This window comes from Pseudomonas protegens (assembly GCF_013407925.2).
GTDB classification, from domain to species: domain Bacteria; phylum Pseudomonadota; class Gammaproteobacteria; order Pseudomonadales; family Pseudomonadaceae; genus Aquipseudomonas; species Aquipseudomonas fluorescens_AP.
Genome location: NZ_CP060201.1, coordinates 2,640,858 through 2,657,836, shown reverse-complemented (window position 1 = coordinate 2,657,836; position 16,979 = coordinate 2,640,858). Strand labels below are relative to the sequence as shown.

Below are 16,979 nucleotides of genomic sequence, written 5' to 3'. Positions count from 1 at the left end.
CAATGACTGCCCGTAAACAGCAACTACTCAAGGCTCACCGGCGCACCAAACGGCTGTTTTTGGTGGCAATGCTCCTGGTGCTGGCGGCGCTTGGGCTGTTCTTGAACCTGTGGCTGGTACCGGTTCTGCTGGTACTGGTCTGGGTTGCTCATGAGGCGTGGTTCGCCGATCACCTGTTCTATCGCGCCACGGATGACTATCGCTATCATTTTCCACCAGATACCACGCATCTGGCCGTGAGCTTGGAGGACGGCCTGTTGTGTTTGGCGCAACCGCTGCCTGAGGGTGAGACCCTGGTGTTTGAGCTGCGACTGCGTTCTAGCTGGCTGGGGCGCTGGTTGGACCCCTATGTCGAGGTGGGCGACGACCGCCAGGATTTCGAGCGGGGCGTCGAGGGTGTGCGTTACCTGAACCTGTCGGGGCAGCAGTCGGCCCTGGCGCAGGGGGCTTTGGTCCTGCGTGGACGCTACTGCACCCTGGCCTCGACGGGCACACTGTGGGTCATGGCCAATCCCGACTACGCCAGGCAGCCGCTGATGGTGATGGCTCCCCATGCCGATGATGCTGAACTGGCTGCCTTTGGACTTTATGGACGTGGCGATGAGGTCAGCATCGTCACCTTGACCCAGGGCGAGATCGAGGCTGAGAACTACCAGCGGCTGGGGCTCGATCTGGCGCAGGCTTCCCGGCTCAAGGGGCGCCTGCGCAGTTGGGACAGCATGGCCGTCCCTCTTTGGGGCGGAGTGCCTACTAGTCGTTGTCTGCAACTGGGCTATTACTGTCTGCAACTGCCCTCAATGGCCCAGTCGCCTGAAGAGCCTTTTGGCTCGCGGCAATCGGCGCAGAGCGATATCCGCAGTGTGCGTCGCTACAACCCGATGTTACTGCCTGCCGATGGTGATGGCGCCCCTACCTGGAATAACCTGGTGGCCGATCTGGTGGCTCTGCTGGAGCATTTTCGTCCGCAGGTGGTGGTTACGCCTCACCCCGAACTTGACCCCCACAGCGATCACGTCGCCACGACTCGGGCGGTAATGGCGGCTGTCACTATCAGTCAGTGGAAGCCAGCAACGTTGCTGATGTACGCCAACCACCTGCATGACAATGACCGTTGGCCAATGGGCCCAGCCGGGGCGGGTGTAGCCCTGCCTCCGGCTATCGAGCCCTTGCCGGCGGATCGGCTTTGGAGCCCGTTGTTGTCGGTGGATCAGCAGCTGGATAAAGCCATGGCACTGGCGATGCAACATGATTTGCAGGGACCTCTGCCTGTCAAGCGGCAGTTGCGGCGTTGGATACAGTGGCTGCTGGCTGGTCGGCGCTGGCCTCCCACAGGGGCTAACGAGTTTTTCCGCAAGTCTGTAAGGCGCCATGAATTGTTCTGGGTGCGTGACCTTTCTGATTGAAACAGTCGCGGCTTTACCCTGTGTTAATATCGCGCCCCTGTTCATTTTGTATGTGGGATGCTCCATGAAGTTGTCCATGCCGCGATTCGATCAAGCCCCTGTCTTGGTGGTCGGCGATGTCATGCTCGACCGTTACTGGCATGGTGGTACCTCACGGATTTCCCCTGAGGCGCCGGTGCCGGTGGTCAAGGTCGAGCAAATCGAGGACCGCCCGGGTGGTGCCGCTAACGTTGCCCTGAACATTGCCGCTCTGGGCGCTCCGGCGTCTCTGGTGGGGGTGACCGGTGACGATGAGGCTGCCGACAGTCTGGCCAACAGCTTGAAGGGCGCAGGTGTACGGGCGCTGTTTCAGCGCATCGCTCATCAGCCGACCATCGTCAAGTTGCGGGTCATGAGCCGTCACCAGCAGTTGCTGCGTATCGATTTCGAAGAGCCCTTCGCCACTGACGCTCTGGCCCTGGCGGCCGAGGTCGATGCCCTGCTCGACGGGATCAAGGTGTTGGTGCTGTCCGACTACGGCAAGGGTGCGCTGCGTAACCATCAGGTGCTGATCGCGGCGGCGCGGGCGCGGGGCATTCCGGTGCTGGCCGACCCCAAGGGCAAGGATTTTTCCATCTATCGCGGCGCCAGCCTGATCACGCCGAATCTCAGCGAGTTCGAAACCATCGTCGGCGGCTGTGCCGATGAGCACGAGCTGGTGAGCAAGGGCGCCAAGCTGATGCACGATCTGGAGCTGGGAGCGCTGCTGGTGACCCGTGGCGAGCACGGCATGACCCTGCTGCGTCCGGAGCATCCACCCCTGCATCTGCCGGCTCGTGCCCGTGAAGTGTTCGATGTCACCGGTGCCGGGGATACGGTGATCTCTACCCTGGCCGCTGCCATTGCCGCCGGTGAAGAGCTGCCCCATGCCGTGGGCCTGGCCAATCTGGCGGCGGGCATCGTGGTCGGCAAGCTGGGGACGGCGGCTATCAGCGCCCCGGAATTGCGTCGGGCGATCCAGCGCGAGGAAGGTTCCGAGCGTGGGGTCCTGAGTCTCGATCAGCTGTTGCTGGCGATTGATGACGCCCGGGCGCACAACGAGAAGATTGTCTTCACCAATGGCTGCTTCGATATCCTCCACGCCGGGCACGTGACCTACCTGGAACAGGCTCGGGCTCAGGGTGATCGGCTGATCGTGGCGATCAACGATGATGCCTCGGTCAGCCGCCTCAAGGGGCCAGGACGTCCGATCAACAGTGTCGACCGGCGCATGGCGGTGCTGGCGGGATTGGGCGCCGTGGACTGGGTGATCAGCTTCCCTGAAGGCACTCCGGAAAACCTGTTGACCCAGGTGCGGCCGGATGTGCTGGTCAAGGGCGGGGACTATGGCATCGATCAGGTGGTGGGCGCCGATATCGTCACGGCGTATGGCGGCACGGTGAAGGTGCTGGGGCTGGTCGAGAACAGCTCGACCACCGCCATCGTCGAGAAGATCCGCAAGACCGACAAGGCCGAGTAACGGCCACCGCGGAAACAAGGCGCCTGCTCAAGGCGCCTTTTTTTGGCCTCAGCCCTGGCGCCTGGCCTTGGCCGGAACCATCTTGCCAAGGATCTGCCGGGCCTTGCCGGTCAGGCGTGAGAGTTTCGAATCCTTCGCAGGTTCACTCAGGCCCCGCTGCCTGAGCCAGTCCTTCCAGCGAATCCGCTCCTCACGCACCACCCAGCCTTCCTGCTGGGCGAAGCTTTCTGCCAGGAACAGGCCACGGGTGCTCGCCGGGTACAGCTGGTCCTTCTTCAGGGTGTAGAGCTCGGCGCAGGGTTCGCCGTTCTCCAGGGGCATCAGGTACAGGTCCGGGCGCTTGCGGTCGAGCCTGGCCACCAGTTGATCGCCCTCCAGGCGTTCATCGACGTGGAACAGGCTCAGGGACTTGGCTTCCTTGGGCACCTCCAGGCGCAGGTCGTAGATCAGCTGCAGCGATGCGGTGGGCAGGTGCACATAGGCCTGGGGACGCTCGAGCAGTTGCAGGTTGGCGCAACGCACCGGACGCGCCGCGCCGGACAGTGGCGTCAGGCGAAAGGGCAGGGCCTCGCGGTAGTGCAGGGCACCGGCATAGGGCGCGGGCAGCCAGGTGTCGTTGAAGCGTCCGCCGAGCCAGCCTTCGGGGGTCTCCAGCAGGCATTCCTCGGCGATTTCCTGGATGGCGGTAAGCAGCGGCAGGTTCAGCTCGTGAGCCGGCACGTAGCCGGAGATCAGCTTGAGCACCACGTCGCCGCGATCCTGGCGGCGCTGGCGTACCAGTACCCAGTAATCGCGGTTCTGCCAATGCAGGGTCAGGCGCACCGAGACCCCGAGGTTGGCCAGCTCCAGGGCGAAACGCTGGTTGTCAGCCACGGTCACCGCGCGCCGACGCTGCAGGGTCTGGGCGAAGTTCAGCGGCATGCCGACGCTCTGGTAGCACAGGCTTTCGGGAGTCGCCTCGACGAACAGTGGCAGGGTCTTGAAGTTGCTGGGGTTCTTTCTAATCAGCGGTCGCGACATTGCGGCTCCTTCTTGCGTCGGGGTCGGCCGCGTCGGCGGCATCAGTTCTGGCCTGGGGGCTGTTCCCGTTTGACACGCAACCCGAAGGGACGGGGCGGCCTGACACTAAACGCGAACGGACCCTAGAACCTGTGCCACGGTCGCCACGTTATGGGCCAGGTGCAGCGGATTGATGGTCCCGACAATAGCACTGGCGACACCGGGCCGGTCAAACAGCAATTCGAAGCTGGCCCGCACCGGGTCGGTGTCCGGGCTCAGGCACACGTGGCCGCTGGCCAGGGCCTTCTTCACCAGGATGCCCTTGTGCTGGGCGGCGGCGTAATCAATGACTGCCCGCTCGGCCTGTTCGTTCAGATTGTAGGTAACCATGGCGCAATCGCCTTGCTCCAGAGCCTTCAAACCGCCGTCGACGGTCTTGCCGGAGAAGCCGAAGCCGCGGATCTTGCCCTCCTGCTTGAGCTGCGCCAGGGTCTGGTAGACCTCGCACTGTTCGAGGATCGCCAGGTCGTTGCCGTCGGAATGCACCAGCACCAGGTCGATGAAGTCGGTTTCCAGGCGTTGCAGGCTGCGTTCCACGGACAGTCGAGTGTGGGCGGCGCTGAAATCGTGGCGGGACACGCCGTCGGCAAACTCCTCGCCGACCTTGCTGACGATCACCCATTCCTGGCGCTGGCCCCGCAGCAGCGGGCCCAGGCGTTCTTCGCTGCGGCCGTAGGCCGGAGCGGTGTCGATCAGGTTGATGCCCAGGTCGCGGGTCAGCTTGAGCAGCATGCGCGCTTCCTGGTCGTCGGGGATCTGGAAACCGTTGGGGTATTTCACGCCCTGGTCACGGCCCAGCTTGACCGTGCCCAGACCCAGGGGCGAAACCATCAGCCCGGTGCTGCCGAAGGGACGATGCAGGTCGTGCAGGGTTGGCTGGCTCATGGCAGCAGTTGCTCCCAGGCCGTTTGCGCCAGCGGCGGCTTGGGCAGGTCGGGGAGTGCCTGGTTGTGGCCGGGGCGAATGCCATCGCGCTCCAGGGCCGCCAGGACCCGGTCGGCGAAGTCCGGCGCCAGGGCCAGCTTGGTCGGCCAGCCCACCAGCAGGCGATCCTGTTCGGCGAGGAAGGCGTTGTCCGGGCGGGTCAGGCCTGATTGTGCAGGTTCGGCGCGCTCCACTCGCAAGGTGGCCCATTGCGCCTGGCTCAGGTCGACCCAGGGCAGCAGCTGTCCCAGTTCCTTCTGGGCCGCAGCGATTTGCGCCGCCGGTTCCCGGGCCACGCCCTCGGCTTCGGCCAGATCGCCCCCCAGGTACCAGACCCACTGGCCATCGGCGGCCGGATGGGTGGTGACGGTGATCCGCGGCTTGGGGCCGCCGCCCAGGCAATGGGCATACAGCGGTTTCAGGCTTGGCCCCTTGACCAGCACCATGTGCAGCGGGCGTCGTTGCATCGCCGGCTGGCTCAGGCCGACCGCCTGGAGCAGCTCGGCATTGCCGGCCCCGGCGCTGAGGACGATGCGCTGTGCGCGAATCTCCCGCTCGTCGACCCGTAGGCCTGCCAGCTGACCGCTCTCCAGCAGTGGCTCGATCTTCTGCCCGGCCAGCAGGCTATCGCCGCCCAGCTCCGCCAGACGCTGGATGACGCTGGGCACATCCACCACCAGCTCGGCCAGCCGGTAGACCTTGCCCTTGAAGCGCTTGTCCTGCAGGGCTGGCGGCAACTGCTCGCCCTTGACCTGATCGACCCGGCCGCGCACGGCCTTGCTGGCAAAGAAGCTGGTGAGGTTGCCGGCCAGGGTGCCGGGGGACCAGAGATAGTGAGCGTCGGACAGCAGGCGCACGCCGGACAGGTCCAGCTCGCCGCTGCCGGCCAGGGCCTCGCGCCAGCGCCGCGGCATGTCGGCAATGGCTTCCGAGGCGCCGGTGAGGGCGCCGTGCAGGGCGTATTTGGCGCCGCCGTGAATGATCCCCTGGGACTTCACGCTCTGTCCGCCACCGAGGCTGGCGCTTTCCACCAGTACCGTGGAAAAGCCCTGGCGCCGCAGGCGGGCGTTGAGCCAGAGACCGGCGACGCCTGCGCCGACAATCAGCACATCGGTGGAAATAGCGGATGGCATGCAGCGACCTCGGTAAACAAAACGAAGCCGCAAGTTTCAAGCCTCAAGCCTCAAGCTGCAAGCATGGCACTCACTCTTGCCGCTTGAAGCTTGTCGCTTGAGGCGGCTTTTCAATGTCCGGCGGTTTTCGAGAACAGCTGGATCACCACCACGCCGAGGACGATCAGCGCCATGCCCAGCATCGCCGGGATATCCAGCTTCTGGCCGTACAGGAACAGCGCGGCAATGCTGACCATGACGATGCCCATGCCGGCCCACACCGCATAGGCCACGCCCACCGGGACGGTACGCACCACCAGGGTCAGCATCCAGAAGGCCACGCCGTAGCCGACGATGATCAGCGCCAGGGGCAGCGGTGTGCTCAGGCCCTTGACCGCTTTCATTGAAACAGTGGCAATCACTTCCGCGCAGATGGCGATGGCCAGGTAGTAGTAAGCGTTCATGGGAGGGTTCCTCGTGTTCGGGGCTGCTTTCTGAGGTCGGCATTCTAGAGGCTGCTCAGATGCGGTAAAGTCATTACCTATCTGCTATGGAGATAGGTTGCACTATGAACATGCAATGGAACCTGGAGCAGTTGCGGCTGTTCGTCAGTGTCGCCGAGCTGCGTTCGTTCTCGGCGGTGGCCCGTCAGCAACGCAAGGCGCAATCGGCCATCAGCAACGCCATCGCTCTGCTGGAGGAGGACCTGGGAGTCAGTCTGTTCGAGCGTAGCAGCGGGCGTCAGCCCAAGCTCAGTGAAGCCGGCAGTGCCTTGTTGCAGGAGGCGCGGGAGATTCTGCGCCAGTGCGATCGCCTCAATGGCCGGGCCCTGGCCCTGATGCGGGGCCAGGAGGCGCGGTTGCGCCTGGCCCAGGACGAGGCGATGCCCTACCAGCCGGTGCTCGACAGCCTGGAAGCCCTGGCCGAGCGCTTTCCCAGCCTGGAGGTGCAACTGGCCAGCGGCGCCCAGGGTGATGTGGCGCGCAAGCTGGTGGAGCGCCGGGCCGACCTGGGGTTGCTGTTCCACCATGAGCAGATGCCCGAAACCCTGGAACGTCAGGCCCTGGGCAGCGTCGAAATGGTCACTGTCTGTGCCGTGGGCCATCCGCTGGCCCATGAACGGCGTGTCAATCGCCAGCTCCTGGCCCGGCACCGGCAGTTGCTGATCGCCCCGCAACTCAGTGGTTATCCGGGGGGTGAGCAGGTCAGCCCCCAAGTCTGGCGGGCGGACAGCTTCTATGTGATGGCCGAATGGCTGATGCGCGGCCTGGGCTGGGCCTGGTTGCCGCGGCATGTGGTGCAGTACCCGACCTATCAGCATCAGATGGTGGAGCTGGTCAGCGAATGGACACCGCCAGCGCTGGTGGTGGAACTGGCCTGGCGCCGCGACGAGCCCTTGGGGCCGGCAGCGTGCTGGCTGGCGGAACGTTTTGCCGTGCACCTGAAGGCGATCGGCTAAAAAACCGATAAACTCCGCCGCCATGAATAGAACTCTCTACACCGCACTGTTTTACCTGGGGCTGCCATTGGTAGCGATTCGCCTGTGGCTGCGTTCGCGCAAGGCCCCGGCTTATGCCAAGCGCATTGGCGAGCGTTTCTCCCTGGGCTTGCCAGCCATGCGCACTGGCGGCATCTGGGTGCATGCGGTGTCCGTGGGCGAGAGCATCGCCGCCGCGCCAATGATCCGGGCGCTGTTGGCCCGTCATCCGCAACTGCCGATCACCGTGACCTGCATGACCCCCACCGGCTCCGAGCGGATCCAGGCGCTGTTCGCCCATGAGCCGCGCATCCAGCATTGCTACCTGCCTTACGATCTGCCCTGCGCCGCGGCGCGCTTTCTCGACCGGGTGCAGCCCAAGCTGGCGGTGATCATGGAAACCGAGCTGTGGCCCAACCACATCGACCAGTGCGCCCGGCGCGGGATTCCGGTGGCCCTGGCCAATGCCCGCCTGTCCGCGCGTTCGGCCAAGGGCTATGGGCGCTTTGCCGGCCTGACAGCGCCGATGCTGGCGCAGATGAGCCTGTTCGCGGTGCAGACCGAGGCCGAGGCCCAGCGCTTCCGGGAACTGGGCGCACGTCCCGAGACAGTGGAAGTGACAGGCTCGATCAAGTTCGACCTGAGCATCGACCCGCAACTGCTGGAGCGTGCCCGGGAGCTGCGCCAGCAGTGGCAGGCCATGGACCGTCCGGTATGGATCGCGGCCAGTACCCACGAGGGTGAAGACGCCGTGGTGCTCGATGCCCATCGGCAACTGCTGGCCAGTTACCCGAATGCCTTGCTGATCCTGGTGCCACGGCATCCGGAGCGCTTCGATTCGGTGTTCGAGCTGTGTCGGCAACAGGGCTTCGCCACCATTCGCCGCTCCGCCGGGGAGCCGGTGGGCGCCACCACCTCGGTGTTGCTGGGGGACACCATGGGCGAGTTGCTGTTCCTCTACGCCCTGGCCGACAGCGCCTTTGTCGGTGGCAGCCTGGTGGCCAACGGCGGGCACAATCTGCTGGAACCGGCGGCGCTGGCCAAGCCGGTGATCAGCGGGCCGCACCTGTTCAACTTCCTGGAAATCGCCGCGATGCTGCGCGACGCCGGGGCCCTGCAGGAGGTGGATGACGCCGAGGGGCTGGCGGTGGCGGTGCAGCGCCTGTTCGAGTTGCCCCGGGATGCGCAGAAGATGGCCGAGGCCGGGCTCAAGGTGCTCAAGGCCAATCAGGGCGCCTTGCAGCGGCTGCTGGATGGCCTTGATCGCCTCTTGAACAGGCACTGATCGTCGTTCTGTGGCGGTTGCCGTAAAGGGCGTTTGTCACAACAGGCTCACCATGAAAAAGGCCACCCGCAAAGGTGGCCTTTTTCATGGCTTCAGGCTTCAGGGACGAGCCTTGAGCTGCTCCTGTGCGGCCTTGGCCAGGTCCGGCGGCAGGAAGTCGCGGTCCGGGTTGTAGTCGGCCTTGAGGTAGCGCGACAGGTCCTGCAGGTCACCGGGGTTGAGGGTGCCGGCGGCCTGCTTCAGGCGCAGGTTGTCGAGGATGTAGTCGTAGCGGCTGTTGTTGTAGTTGCGCACCGAGGTGTACAGCTGACGTTGCGCATCCAGCACGTCGACGATATTGCGGGTGCCCACCTGGTAGCCGATTTCCGTGGCTTCCACCGCGCTCTGGTTGGAGATGATCGACTGGCGCCGGGCCTGGACCTGTTCGACATCGGTGTTCACCGCGCGATGCAGGTTGCGGGTGTTTTCCACCACCTGGCGACGCAGGGACTCACGCTGCTGCTCGGTCTGGCTCAGGCGCGAATAGGACTCGCGGACCTGGGAACTGGTCAGGCCGCCGCTGTAGATCGGGATATTCAGTTGCAGGCCGATGGAGCGTTGCTCGACATCGCTGCCATAGCGCGTCAACGGGTTGGGGTTGCTGAAGCCCAGGGCATCGTTGTCGCCTTTCTTGTACTGCGCCACGGCGTCCAGGGTCGGGGCGTGGCCGGCCTTGCGCTGCTTGAGGGTTTCCTCGGCGGCGCTGACCGCGTAGTTGCTGGCCAGCAGGTTGAGGTTCTGCCGGGCGGCGGTGTCGACCCAGGCCTTGGCGTCGTTGGGTGTCGGTGCCAGCACCGGCAGGGTGTGGACAATGCCCTGGATCGAGTTGTACTCGCGGTTGGTCAGGGTGATCAGCGCTTCGAAGGCGTCATCCACCTGACGCTGGGCGAGGATCCGGTTGGCCCGGGCGGTGTCGTAGCTGGCCTGGGCCTGGAGGACGTCGGTCTTGTCCGACAGACCCACGTCGAAGCGCTCGTTGGACTGGTCCAATTGACGCTTGAAGGCGGCTTCCTCGGCCTTGGTCGAGGCCAGGTTGTCCTGGGCGCGCAATACCGCGAAGTAGTTTTCCGCGCTTTGCAGGATCAGGTTCTGTTCGGTGGCCGAGAGCTGCAGCGAGGCCTGCTCGTTGATGTCCTTGGCGGCCTGCAGCTGGAACCAGCGGTCGGCGCGGAACAGCGGCTGGGCCAGGGTCGCCTGGTAGACGTTGCCGCTGCGGGTCGAGGCCATGGAAGGCTCATCGAATTTGGTGCGGGTGTTGTTGATGTCCGCCCCCGCCGAGAGGTTGGGCAGCAGGCCGGCGCGGGCCTGGGGCACCACTTCCTTCTGGGCGCCGTACTGGGCGCGGGCGGCCGCCAGGTCGGCGTTGTTGTCCAGCGCTTCCTGGTAGACGCTGACCAGGTCGGTCCTGGTGGTCAAAGGCGCTTCTGCTGCCCAGGCCATTCCATTGGACGCACAAGACACGGCAACAGCCAGTGAGAGTTTGCGCAGCATTCGGCGATCCCTAGAGTTGATATTACGGAGATAATCCAGGCGCCAAGGCTAAGGCGCGGTCCATGGAGCGTCAAGGTTCGACATAGGGCTGGGAGTGTAGAGCTGCTGACCTATGGCAACAATCCTGCAATTACGCCATTCATCCTGCTTATTGCACCGGTGTTGGCGTTCTGTCCCGGCTTTGTCTAGACTGGCCCGGTTCTTGTCGGGGTGCCTTGCTATGAGGCTGAGATCGGATAATCCGGATCCCGTTGAACCTGATCAGGTTAGCGCCTGCGTAGGGAACAAGATTTCTCGTCACCCGGCGAGTCCTCTTGTGCTTCGTCCGGGATGTTGTTCGACAATCGAACACCCCCTCGAGTACCAAGCACTGCACTCACTAGTTGCTTAGACAGGGTGCGTCCGTCCGTTACAGGTTCGCTCCGACAACAATCCACTGCCTGGATGCTGTCTGGAGAGCCCGTGATGACGACAAAACTAAAAAACGCTAGCAACCTCAGTGAGTCGGCCCAAGTCGACCAACAATCGGTTCAGCCCTTTACCCGCTCGCAAAAAATCTATGTCCAGGGTTCGCGCCCGGACATCCGCGTGCCCATGCGCGAAATCACCCTGGACGTGACCCCCACCGATTTCGGTGGCGAGATCAACGCCCCGGTGACCGTGTACGACACCTCCGGCCCCTACACCGACCCGAACGTGGTGATCGATGTGCGCAAGGGCCTGGGCGACGTGCGTTCGGCGTGGATCGAAGACCGTGGCGACACCGAGCGCCTGTCCGGCCTGAGCTCCAACTTCGGCCAGCAGCGCCTGGCGGATCCGGAGCTGACCAAGCTGCGTTTCGCCCACGTCAACAACCCGCGCCGGGCCAAGGCCGGGGCCAACGTCAGCCAGATGCACTACGCGCGCAAAGGCATCATCACCGCCGAGATGGAATACGTCGCCATCCGCGAAAACATGAAGCTGCAGGAAGCCCGCGCCGCCGGCCTGCTGAACCAGCAACACGCCGGCCACAGCTTCGGCGCCAGCATCCCCAAGGAAATCACCCCGGAGTTCGTCCGTGAGGAAATCGCCCGCGGTCGCGCGATCATTCCGGCCAACATCAACCACGTCGAACTGGAACCGATGATCATCGGCCGCAACTTCCTGGTGAAGATCAACGGCAACATCGGCAACAGCGCCCTGGGGTCCTCCATCGAGGAGGAAGTGGCGAAACTGACCTGGGGCATCCGCTGGGGCTCGGACACGGTGATGGACCTGTCCACCGGCAAGCACATTCATGAAACCCGCGAGTGGATCATCCGCAACTCGCCGGTGCCGATCGGCACCGTGCCGATCTACCAGGCCCTGGAAAAGGTCAACGGCGTGGCCGAGGACCTGACCTGGGAGCTGTTCCGCGACACCCTGATCGAACAGGCCGAGCAGGGCGTGGACTATTTCACCATCCACGCCGGCGTGTTGCTGCGCTATGTGCCGCTGACCGCCAAGCGTGTGACCGGCATCGTCTCCCGCGGCGGTTCGATCATGGCCAAGTGGTGCCTGGCGCACCACAAAGAGAACTTCCTCTACACCCACTTCGACGAAATCTGCGAAATCATGAAGGCCTACGACGTCAGCTTCTCCCTGGGAGATGGCCTGCGTCCGGGGTCGATTGCCGACGCCAACGACGAAGCCCAGTTCGGCGAGCTGGAAACCCTCGGCGAGCTGACCAAGATCGCCTGGAAGCACGACGTGCAGTGCATGATCGAAGGCCCCGGCCACGTGCCGATGCAGTTGATCAAGGAGAACATGGACAAGCAGCTGGAATGCTGCGACGAGGCGCCGTTCTACACCCTCGGCCCGCTGACCACCGACATCGCTCCGGGCTACGACCACATCACTTCCGGTATCGGCGCGGCGATGATCGGCTGGTTCGGTTGCGCCATGCTCTGCTACGTCACGCCCAAGGAACACCTGGGCCTGCCGAACAAGGATGACGTGAAGACCGGGATCATCACCTACAAGATCGCCGCCCACGCTGCCGACCTGGCCAAAGGTCACCCCGGCGCGCAGATCCGCGACAACGCCCTGTCCAAGGCGCGTTTCGAATTCCGCTGGGAAGACCAGTTCAACCTCGGCCTGGATCCGGACACCGCGCGTTCGTACCACGACGAAACCCTGCCCAAGGATTCGGCTAAGGTGGCGCATTTCTGCTCCATGTGCGGGCCGAAGTTCTGCTCGATGAAGATCACCCAGGAAGTGCGCGAATACGCGGCCAACCAGCGCATCGACGCGGTCGATGTGGACGTCGCCAAGGGCCTGGCGGAGCAGGCTGAGCGCTTCAAGCAGGAAGGCAGCCAGCTGTACAAGAAGGTCTAAGCCATGAGCTGCAAGCTGCAAGCGGAAAGCAAAGGCCGAAGTGCTTTTTCTTGACGCTTGAGGCTTGCAGCTTGCTCCTGTTCTTATTGAGATATGTCCCTTGAGCAGTCCAAGTACCTATTCCCCCAATCTGGCGGTCCCCGCCGACCGGCGTGTGTTTGGCGCCCGGGACCTGTTTTCCCTGTGGTTCTCCCTCGGCATCGGTTTGATGGTGCTGCAGACCGGTGCGCTGTTGGCGCCGGGCCTGGGGCTGTCCCATGCGTTGCTGGCGATCCTGCTTGGCACCGCGGTGGGCGTTCTGCTGCTGGCGGCGGTGGGGGTGATCGGCAGCGACACCGGCCTGTCGTCGATGGCTGCGCTCAAGCTCAGCCTGGGCCGGCGCGGTGCCAGTCTGCCGGCGTTGCTCAACCTGCTGCAGTTGGTGGGCTGGGGTTCGTTTGAAATCATCGTCATGCGCGATGCCGCGAGCCTTTTGGGCACCCGGGCCTTCAGTGACGGCAGCCTGTTGGCCAACCCGCTGCTCTGGACCCTGTTTTTTGGCGCCCTGGCGACCTTGCTGGCGGTCAGTGGCCCCTTGACCTTTGTCCGCCGGATCCTGCGCAAGTGGGGCATCTGGCTATTGCTCGCGGCGTGCCTGTGGCTGACCTGGAACCTGTTCGCCCGGGCCGACCTGGCGGCACTCAAGGCTCAGGCTGGCGACGGCTCGATGCCCTTCGCCGCAGGCTTCGACATCGCCATCGCCATGCCCTTGTCGTGGTTGCCGCTGATCGCCGATTACTCGCGGTTCGGCAAACGCGCCAAGAGCGTGTTCGGCGGCACGGCCCTGGGTTTTTTCATCGGCAACTTCTGGCTGATGAGCCTGGGCGTCGCCTACACCCTGGCCTTTGCCCCGAGCGGTGAAGCCAATGCCTTGCTCCTGGCGCTGGCCGGCGCGGGCCTGGGAATTCCGTTGTTGCTGATCCTGCTCGACGAGTCTGAGAACGCCTTTGCCGACATTCATTCGGCGGCGGTTTCCAGTGGCATTCTGCTGCGCCTCAAGGTCGAGCACCTGGCCCTGGCCATCGGTGTGCTCTGCACCCTGATCGCCTGCCTGGCGCCGCTGGCCCAGTACCAGAATTTCCTGTTGCTGATCGGCTCGGTGTTCGCGCCCTTGTTTGGCGTGGTGCTGGTGGATCACTTCATCCTGCGTCGACGCACCGGGCACGATTCGCTGTCAGCCTGGCGCTGGACCGCGCTGTTGGCCTGGCTGGGTGGGGTGAGCACCTATCACCTGCTGGCCAACCTGTATCCGGATGTCGGGGCTACCCTGCCGTCGCTGCTGCTGGCAGGGCTGCTGCAGTGGCTGTTGGGCCGGGCGTTCAGTTCCCGGGAAACAGCTCGGGCTTGAGCACGTCCTTGAGGCGGTCGTAGGGAATCTGCAATTCGATATGGCCCAGCACCGAGGGCGCGATGGTGCTGACGTCGTACTTGAGGGTCACGGCTTTCTGGGTCAGCGCCACGTTGGCGGTTTTCTGGAACGGCCAGGTCTTGATGAATTCGGCTTCGCGATCCAGGTGGGTGCTGATCAGCCAGTTGTTGTGGGCGACCCGCGCGGCCTTCCAGAACATCTCTTCCTGGCCGGGCAGCAGCATGTCCGCCAGGCTCAGCGCCCGCTGCTGCTGGCGCGAATAGTTGACGAAGCCCCGTCCCGGGGTGCCGTTGGCGGCGCCGGTGTCCAGGTAGCTGGCCAGTTCGATGATCACCAGGCCGTCATGCTGCTCGCGTACCTTGGATTGCAGGTACATGCCGTGGCGGTCCGCCGCGCTGCGCAGGAACTGTTCACGGTAAGCCGCCAGGCTGGCCGGTAGCGCCGCGTCGGGGCTGGTGCGGGTCATTTGCAGCAGGCGTTTTTCGACGATGGCATCCAGTTGCGGCTCGGCGGGAAAGTGCACGGTGTCGAGGTTGACCAGCGGACAGTCGGCGCCGCTGCAGCCTGGCTTGAGCTGCTCGGACTTCTCGCGCTTGGTTTCCAGCGGGGTGTTGTAGCTTGGCTGAAACAGGCTTTGGCAGGCGCCCAGGGTCAGGGCGATACAGGCCACGGAGGCGATTTTGACAAGCGACATGGGCGTCCTTCATAAACCAGGGGGAGGCAAAAGTTACCGGCTTCGACTGTCTGCGAGGCAGTCGGTTCGCCACTAAGCTCAATACAGGCAATTAGATTAGGTTTAGCCCCCCGCCGTCTATCCCGCTGAGGCTAAAGGGGCTGCATCGGCGACGGCGGGCGCGTTAGGATGGCGCGAAGTCGAGGGGGATCCTCGGGATGAACAGGCTGTACACGAGGATTGCTATGACTGACTTTGCCAACTCCACGCCGAGTGCCGTCGAGATCATCCGGCGCGAGAACTGCTTCCAGGGTTTCTACCGGCTCGATCGCCTGCAACTGCGTCATGAGCTGTTCGCCGGTGGCATGGGGCGTGAAATCAATCGTGAAGTCCTGCTGCGTCACGATGCGGTCTGCGTACTGCCGTACGATCCGCAGCGCGATGAGGTGGTGCTGATCGAACAGTTTCGCATCGGCGCCATGGGCAAGGCCGCCACGCCCTGGCTGGTGGAACTGGTGGCCGGGTTGATCGACAAGGACGAGCAGCCCGAAGAAGTGGCGCGTCGCGAGGCGCAGGAAGAAGCGGGCCTGGAGATCTCGGCGCTGTGGCCGATGACCCAGTACTTTCCATCGCCAGGGGGCAGTACCGAATTCGTCCATCTGTTCCTGGGGCGTTGCGACAGCAGTGCCGCCGGCGGGTTGCACGGGCTGGAGGAAGAGGCGGAGGACATCCGGGTGTCGGTGATGGCCTATGAAGATGCGCAGCAGGCCATGCGCGACGGGCGGATCTGCAATGCCGCCAGCATCATTGCCTTGCAGTGGTTGGCGCTCAATCGCGCTGAAGTGAGGGGGTTATGGTCGTAAACAAGGTACGCGACCGCTATCGGGTGGATCTCGCGGGGCTGCAAGCTTCCTGCGAGGCCAACTACGCCCGACTGATGCGCCTGCTGCCCGATATGCGCAACCAGCCTGTGGCGCGGCGCATCGCCGTGACCCAGGGCGAGCAGATGCTCGGTGTACTGGCCCTGGAAGTGGTGCTGGCCTGCCCTTACACCACCACCTTGCAGGTGCGCCAGGAGCACAGCCTGCCCTGGCTGCCGGTGCCGCAGCTGGAGGTGCAGGTCTATCACGACGCGCGCATGGCGGAGGTCATCAGTGCCGAGCATGCGCGGCGGTTTCGCAGCATCTATCCCTATCCGAATGCCTTCATGCACCAGCCGGACGAGAAGGCCCAGTTGAATGTTTTTCTGGGCGAGTGGCTGAGCCACTGCCTGGCCTGTGGGCACGAGTTCGAAGCGGTGCGCTAGATGTGAACTGGGTCCGCTTCCCAGGTTTCCTCTTTTTCACTTCCCCCAGCATAATTACCGCCTTCATCATGCTTTGTGCCCTTGCTCCGGGAGAACACCGTGCCAAGCGTATCCGCACTGACTGCCGACGACTCGGTGCTGCTGGTGCAACTGTCCGATAGCCATCTGTTTGCCGAGACCGACGGCGCGCTGTTGGGCATGAACACCGCCGACAGCCTGCAACGGGTCATCGACCTGGTGCTGGCGCAGCAGCCACGGATCGACCTGATGCTGGCCACCGGCGATCTGTCCCAGGACGGCACGCTGGAGTCCTATCAACGCTTTCGCCAATTGACCCGGCAGATTCCGGCGCCAGGCCGCTGGTTGCCCGGTAATCATGACGAGCCGCAGGTCATGCAGTTGGCGACGGGGGACAGCGATCTGCTGCAACCGATCATCGATATCGGCAACTGGCGCATAACCCTGCTGGATTCGGCGGTGCCCGGCTCGGTGCCGGGCTATCTGCGGGACGACCAGTTGCAATTGCTGGCCCGCTCCCTGTGCGAGGCGCCTGAACGTCATCACCTGATCTGCCTGCACCACCATCCGGTATCCATCGATTGCGCCTGGATGGAGCCCATCGGCCTGCGCAATGCCGAGGCGCTGTTCGCCGTGCTCGACCGCTTCCCCCAGGTTCGCGCCTTGCTCTGGGGGCATGTGCATCAGGAGATCGACCGCCAGCGGGGCGACGTGCGGCTGTTGGCCTCACCCTCCACCTGCATCCAGTTCGAGCCCGGCAGCGACGACTTCAAGGTCGAAGAGCAGGTGCCCGGCTATCGCTGGCTGCGCCTGCTGCCCGATGGACGGTTGGAAACCGGTGTGGAGCGGGTCCACGGCTACGCCTTCAGCATCGATTACGGCAGCAACGGCTACTGAAGCGGCTTCGTTCGCCGCTGCCATCCCTGTAAAC

Annotated in this window: 15 protein-coding genes and 1 riboswitch; of the genes, 9 read left to right on the top strand and 6 right to left on the bottom strand. The window is 64.0% G+C overall.

The annotated features are described in order from the left end of the window. Positions 1-2: 2 nt before the first annotated feature. Entirely contained in the window at positions 3-1,403 is a 1,401-nt protein-coding gene (locus tag GGI48_RS12330) for a PIG-L deacetylase family protein (RefSeq protein ID WP_179598500.1), read from the top strand. A 64-nt stretch (positions 1,404-1,467) separates the two neighbouring features. Then, positions 1,468-2,901, top strand: coding sequence for a bifunctional D-glycero-beta-D-manno-heptose-7-phosphate kinase/D-glycero-beta-D-manno-heptose 1-phosphate adenylyltransferase HldE (hldE, locus tag GGI48_RS12325; RefSeq protein WP_016968290.1), 1,434 nt, complete (start codon positions 1,468-1,470; stop codon positions 2,899-2,901). 48 nt (positions 2,902-2,949) lie between these two features. Here the strand turns inward: hldE and GGI48_RS12320 are convergent, their stop codons facing one another. The 4 genes from GGI48_RS12320 to GGI48_RS12305 form a co-directional block, all read right to left on the bottom strand. Then, positions 2,950-3,921 (bottom strand): metal ABC transporter ATPase, encoded by a 972-nt coding sequence (locus GGI48_RS12320; protein ID WP_179598498.1) that lies wholly within the window; start codon positions 3,919-3,921, stop codon positions 2,950-2,952. A gap of 105 nt (positions 3,922-4,026) precedes the next feature. Then, positions 4,027-4,845 (bottom strand): aldo/keto reductase, encoded by an 819-nt coding sequence (locus GGI48_RS12315; protein ID WP_179598496.1) that lies wholly within the window; start codon positions 4,843-4,845, stop codon positions 4,027-4,029. Further along, on the bottom strand, positions 4,842-6,017 hold the full coding sequence (locus tag GGI48_RS12310) for an NAD(P)/FAD-dependent oxidoreductase (protein ID WP_016968287.1): 1,176 nt from the start codon (positions 6,015-6,017) through the stop codon (positions 4,842-4,844). The genes GGI48_RS12315 and GGI48_RS12310 overlap by 4 nt, the downstream gene beginning before the upstream one ends. Positions 6,018-6,127: 110 nt before the next feature. Beyond that, positions 6,128-6,460, bottom strand: coding sequence for a DMT family transporter (locus GGI48_RS12305; protein WP_011058907.1), 333 nt, complete (start codon positions 6,458-6,460; stop codon positions 6,128-6,130). Between the two features lie 110 nt (positions 6,461-6,570). Between GGI48_RS12305 and GGI48_RS12300 the strand changes: the two genes are divergently transcribed. Further along, positions 6,571-7,455 (top strand): LysR family transcriptional regulator, encoded by an 885-nt coding sequence (locus GGI48_RS12300; RefSeq protein ID WP_161799156.1) that lies wholly within the window; start codon positions 6,571-6,573, stop codon positions 7,453-7,455. A gap of 22 nt (positions 7,456-7,477) precedes the next feature. After that, positions 7,478-8,758 carry a lipid IV(A) 3-deoxy-D-manno-octulosonic acid transferase gene (gene waaA / locus GGI48_RS12295; RefSeq protein ID WP_179598494.1) on the top strand — a complete coding sequence of 427 codons (1,281 nt, stop codon included), beginning with the start codon at positions 7,478-7,480 and terminating at the stop codon, positions 8,756-8,758. Between the two features lie 99 nt (positions 8,759-8,857). Here waaA and GGI48_RS12290 read toward each other — a convergent pair whose 3' ends face one another. Continuing rightward, complete coding sequence (locus tag GGI48_RS12290) at positions 8,858-10,288, bottom strand: TolC family outer membrane protein (protein ID WP_016964919.1); 1,431 nt, start codon at positions 10,286-10,288, stop codon at positions 8,858-8,860. Positions 10,289-10,484: 196 nt separating this feature from the next. Continuing rightward, a riboswitch (TPP riboswitch) is annotated at positions 10,485-10,589 on the top strand. A 164-nt stretch (positions 10,590-10,753) separates the two neighbouring features. Here GGI48_RS12290 and thiC point away from each other — a divergent pair. Continuing rightward, positions 10,754-12,643 carry a phosphomethylpyrimidine synthase ThiC gene (gene thiC / locus GGI48_RS12285; RefSeq protein WP_179598492.1) on the top strand — a complete coding sequence of 630 codons (1,890 nt, stop codon included), beginning with the start codon at positions 10,754-10,756 and terminating at the stop codon, positions 12,641-12,643. A 100-nt stretch (positions 12,644-12,743) separates the two neighbouring features. Beyond that, positions 12,744-14,030: a putative hydroxymethylpyrimidine transporter CytX gene (cytX, locus tag GGI48_RS12280; protein ID WP_179598491.1), complete on the top strand. Its 1,287-nt coding sequence runs from the start codon at positions 12,744-12,746 to the stop codon at positions 14,028-14,030. On the opposite strand, the gene GGI48_RS12275 is transcribed toward cytX, so the two are convergent. After that, positions 14,002-14,745 (bottom strand): RsiV family protein, encoded by a 744-nt coding sequence (locus tag GGI48_RS12275; RefSeq protein WP_179598489.1) that lies wholly within the window; start codon positions 14,743-14,745, stop codon positions 14,002-14,004. The genes cytX and GGI48_RS12275 overlap by 29 nt on opposite strands. A 224-nt stretch (positions 14,746-14,969) precedes the next feature. Between GGI48_RS12275 and GGI48_RS12270 the strand changes: the two genes are divergently transcribed. The 3 genes from GGI48_RS12270 (at position 14,970) to cpdA (ending at position 16,945) form a co-directional block, all read left to right on the top strand. Next, positions 14,970-15,587, top strand: a complete 618-nt coding sequence (locus GGI48_RS12270) for an NUDIX domain-containing protein (RefSeq protein WP_047301310.1) — start codon at positions 14,970-14,972, stop codon at positions 15,585-15,587. Beyond that, positions 15,578-16,030 (top strand): DUF1249 domain-containing protein, encoded by a 453-nt coding sequence (locus GGI48_RS12265; RefSeq protein ID WP_016964915.1) that lies wholly within the window; start codon positions 15,578-15,580, stop codon positions 16,028-16,030. Before GGI48_RS12270 ends, GGI48_RS12265 begins: the two co-directional genes overlap by 10 nt. 99 nt (positions 16,031-16,129) lie before the next feature. Beyond that, positions 16,130-16,945, top strand: coding sequence for a 3',5'-cyclic-AMP phosphodiesterase (cpdA, locus tag GGI48_RS12260; RefSeq protein ID WP_047301312.1), 816 nt, complete (start codon positions 16,130-16,132; stop codon positions 16,943-16,945). Positions 16,946-16,979: the final 34 nt, after the last annotated feature.

Bases quoted from the DNA above. Each gene is read 5' to 3' on its own strand.
- GGI48_RS12305 (WP_011058907.1), bottom strand. From the start codon at position 6,460: ATGAACGCTTACTACTACCTGGCCATCGCCATCTGCGCGGAAGTGATT.
- GGI48_RS12315 (WP_179598496.1), bottom strand. From the start codon at position 4,845: ATGAGCCAGCCAACCCTGCACGACCTGCATCGTCCCTTCGGCAGCACC.
- GGI48_RS12310 (WP_016968287.1), bottom strand. From the start codon at position 6,017: ATGCCATCCGCTATTTCCACCGATGTGCTGATTGTCGGCGCAGGCGTC.
- GGI48_RS12270 (WP_047301310.1), top strand. From the start codon at position 14,970: ATGACTGACTTTGCCAACTCCACGCCGAGTGCCGTCGAGATCATCCGG.
- GGI48_RS12265 (WP_016964915.1), top strand. From the start codon at position 15,578: ATGGTCGTAAACAAGGTACGCGACCGCTATCGGGTGGATCTCGCGGGG.
- waaA (WP_179598494.1), top strand. From the start codon at position 7,478: ATGAATAGAACTCTCTACACCGCACTGTTTTACCTGGGGCTGCCATTG.
- GGI48_RS12320 (WP_179598498.1), bottom strand. From the start codon at position 3,921: ATGTCGCGACCGCTGATTAGAAAGAACCCCAGCAACTTCAAGACCCTG.
- GGI48_RS12330 (WP_179598500.1), top strand. From the start codon at position 3: ATGACTGCCCGTAAACAGCAACTACTCAAGGCTCACCGGCGCACCAAA.
- hldE (WP_016968290.1), top strand. From the start codon at position 1,468: ATGAAGTTGTCCATGCCGCGATTCGATCAAGCCCCTGTCTTGGTGGTC.
- GGI48_RS12275 (WP_179598489.1), bottom strand. From the start codon at position 14,745: ATGTCGCTTGTCAAAATCGCCTCCGTGGCCTGTATCGCCCTGACCCTG.
- thiC (WP_179598492.1), top strand. From the start codon at position 10,754: ATGACGACAAAACTAAAAAACGCTAGCAACCTCAGTGAGTCGGCCCAA.
- GGI48_RS12290 (WP_016964919.1), bottom strand. From the start codon at position 10,288: ATGCTGCGCAAACTCTCACTGGCTGTTGCCGTGTCTTGTGCGTCCAAT.
- GGI48_RS12300 (WP_161799156.1), top strand. From the start codon at position 6,571: ATGCAATGGAACCTGGAGCAGTTGCGGCTGTTCGTCAGTGTCGCCGAG.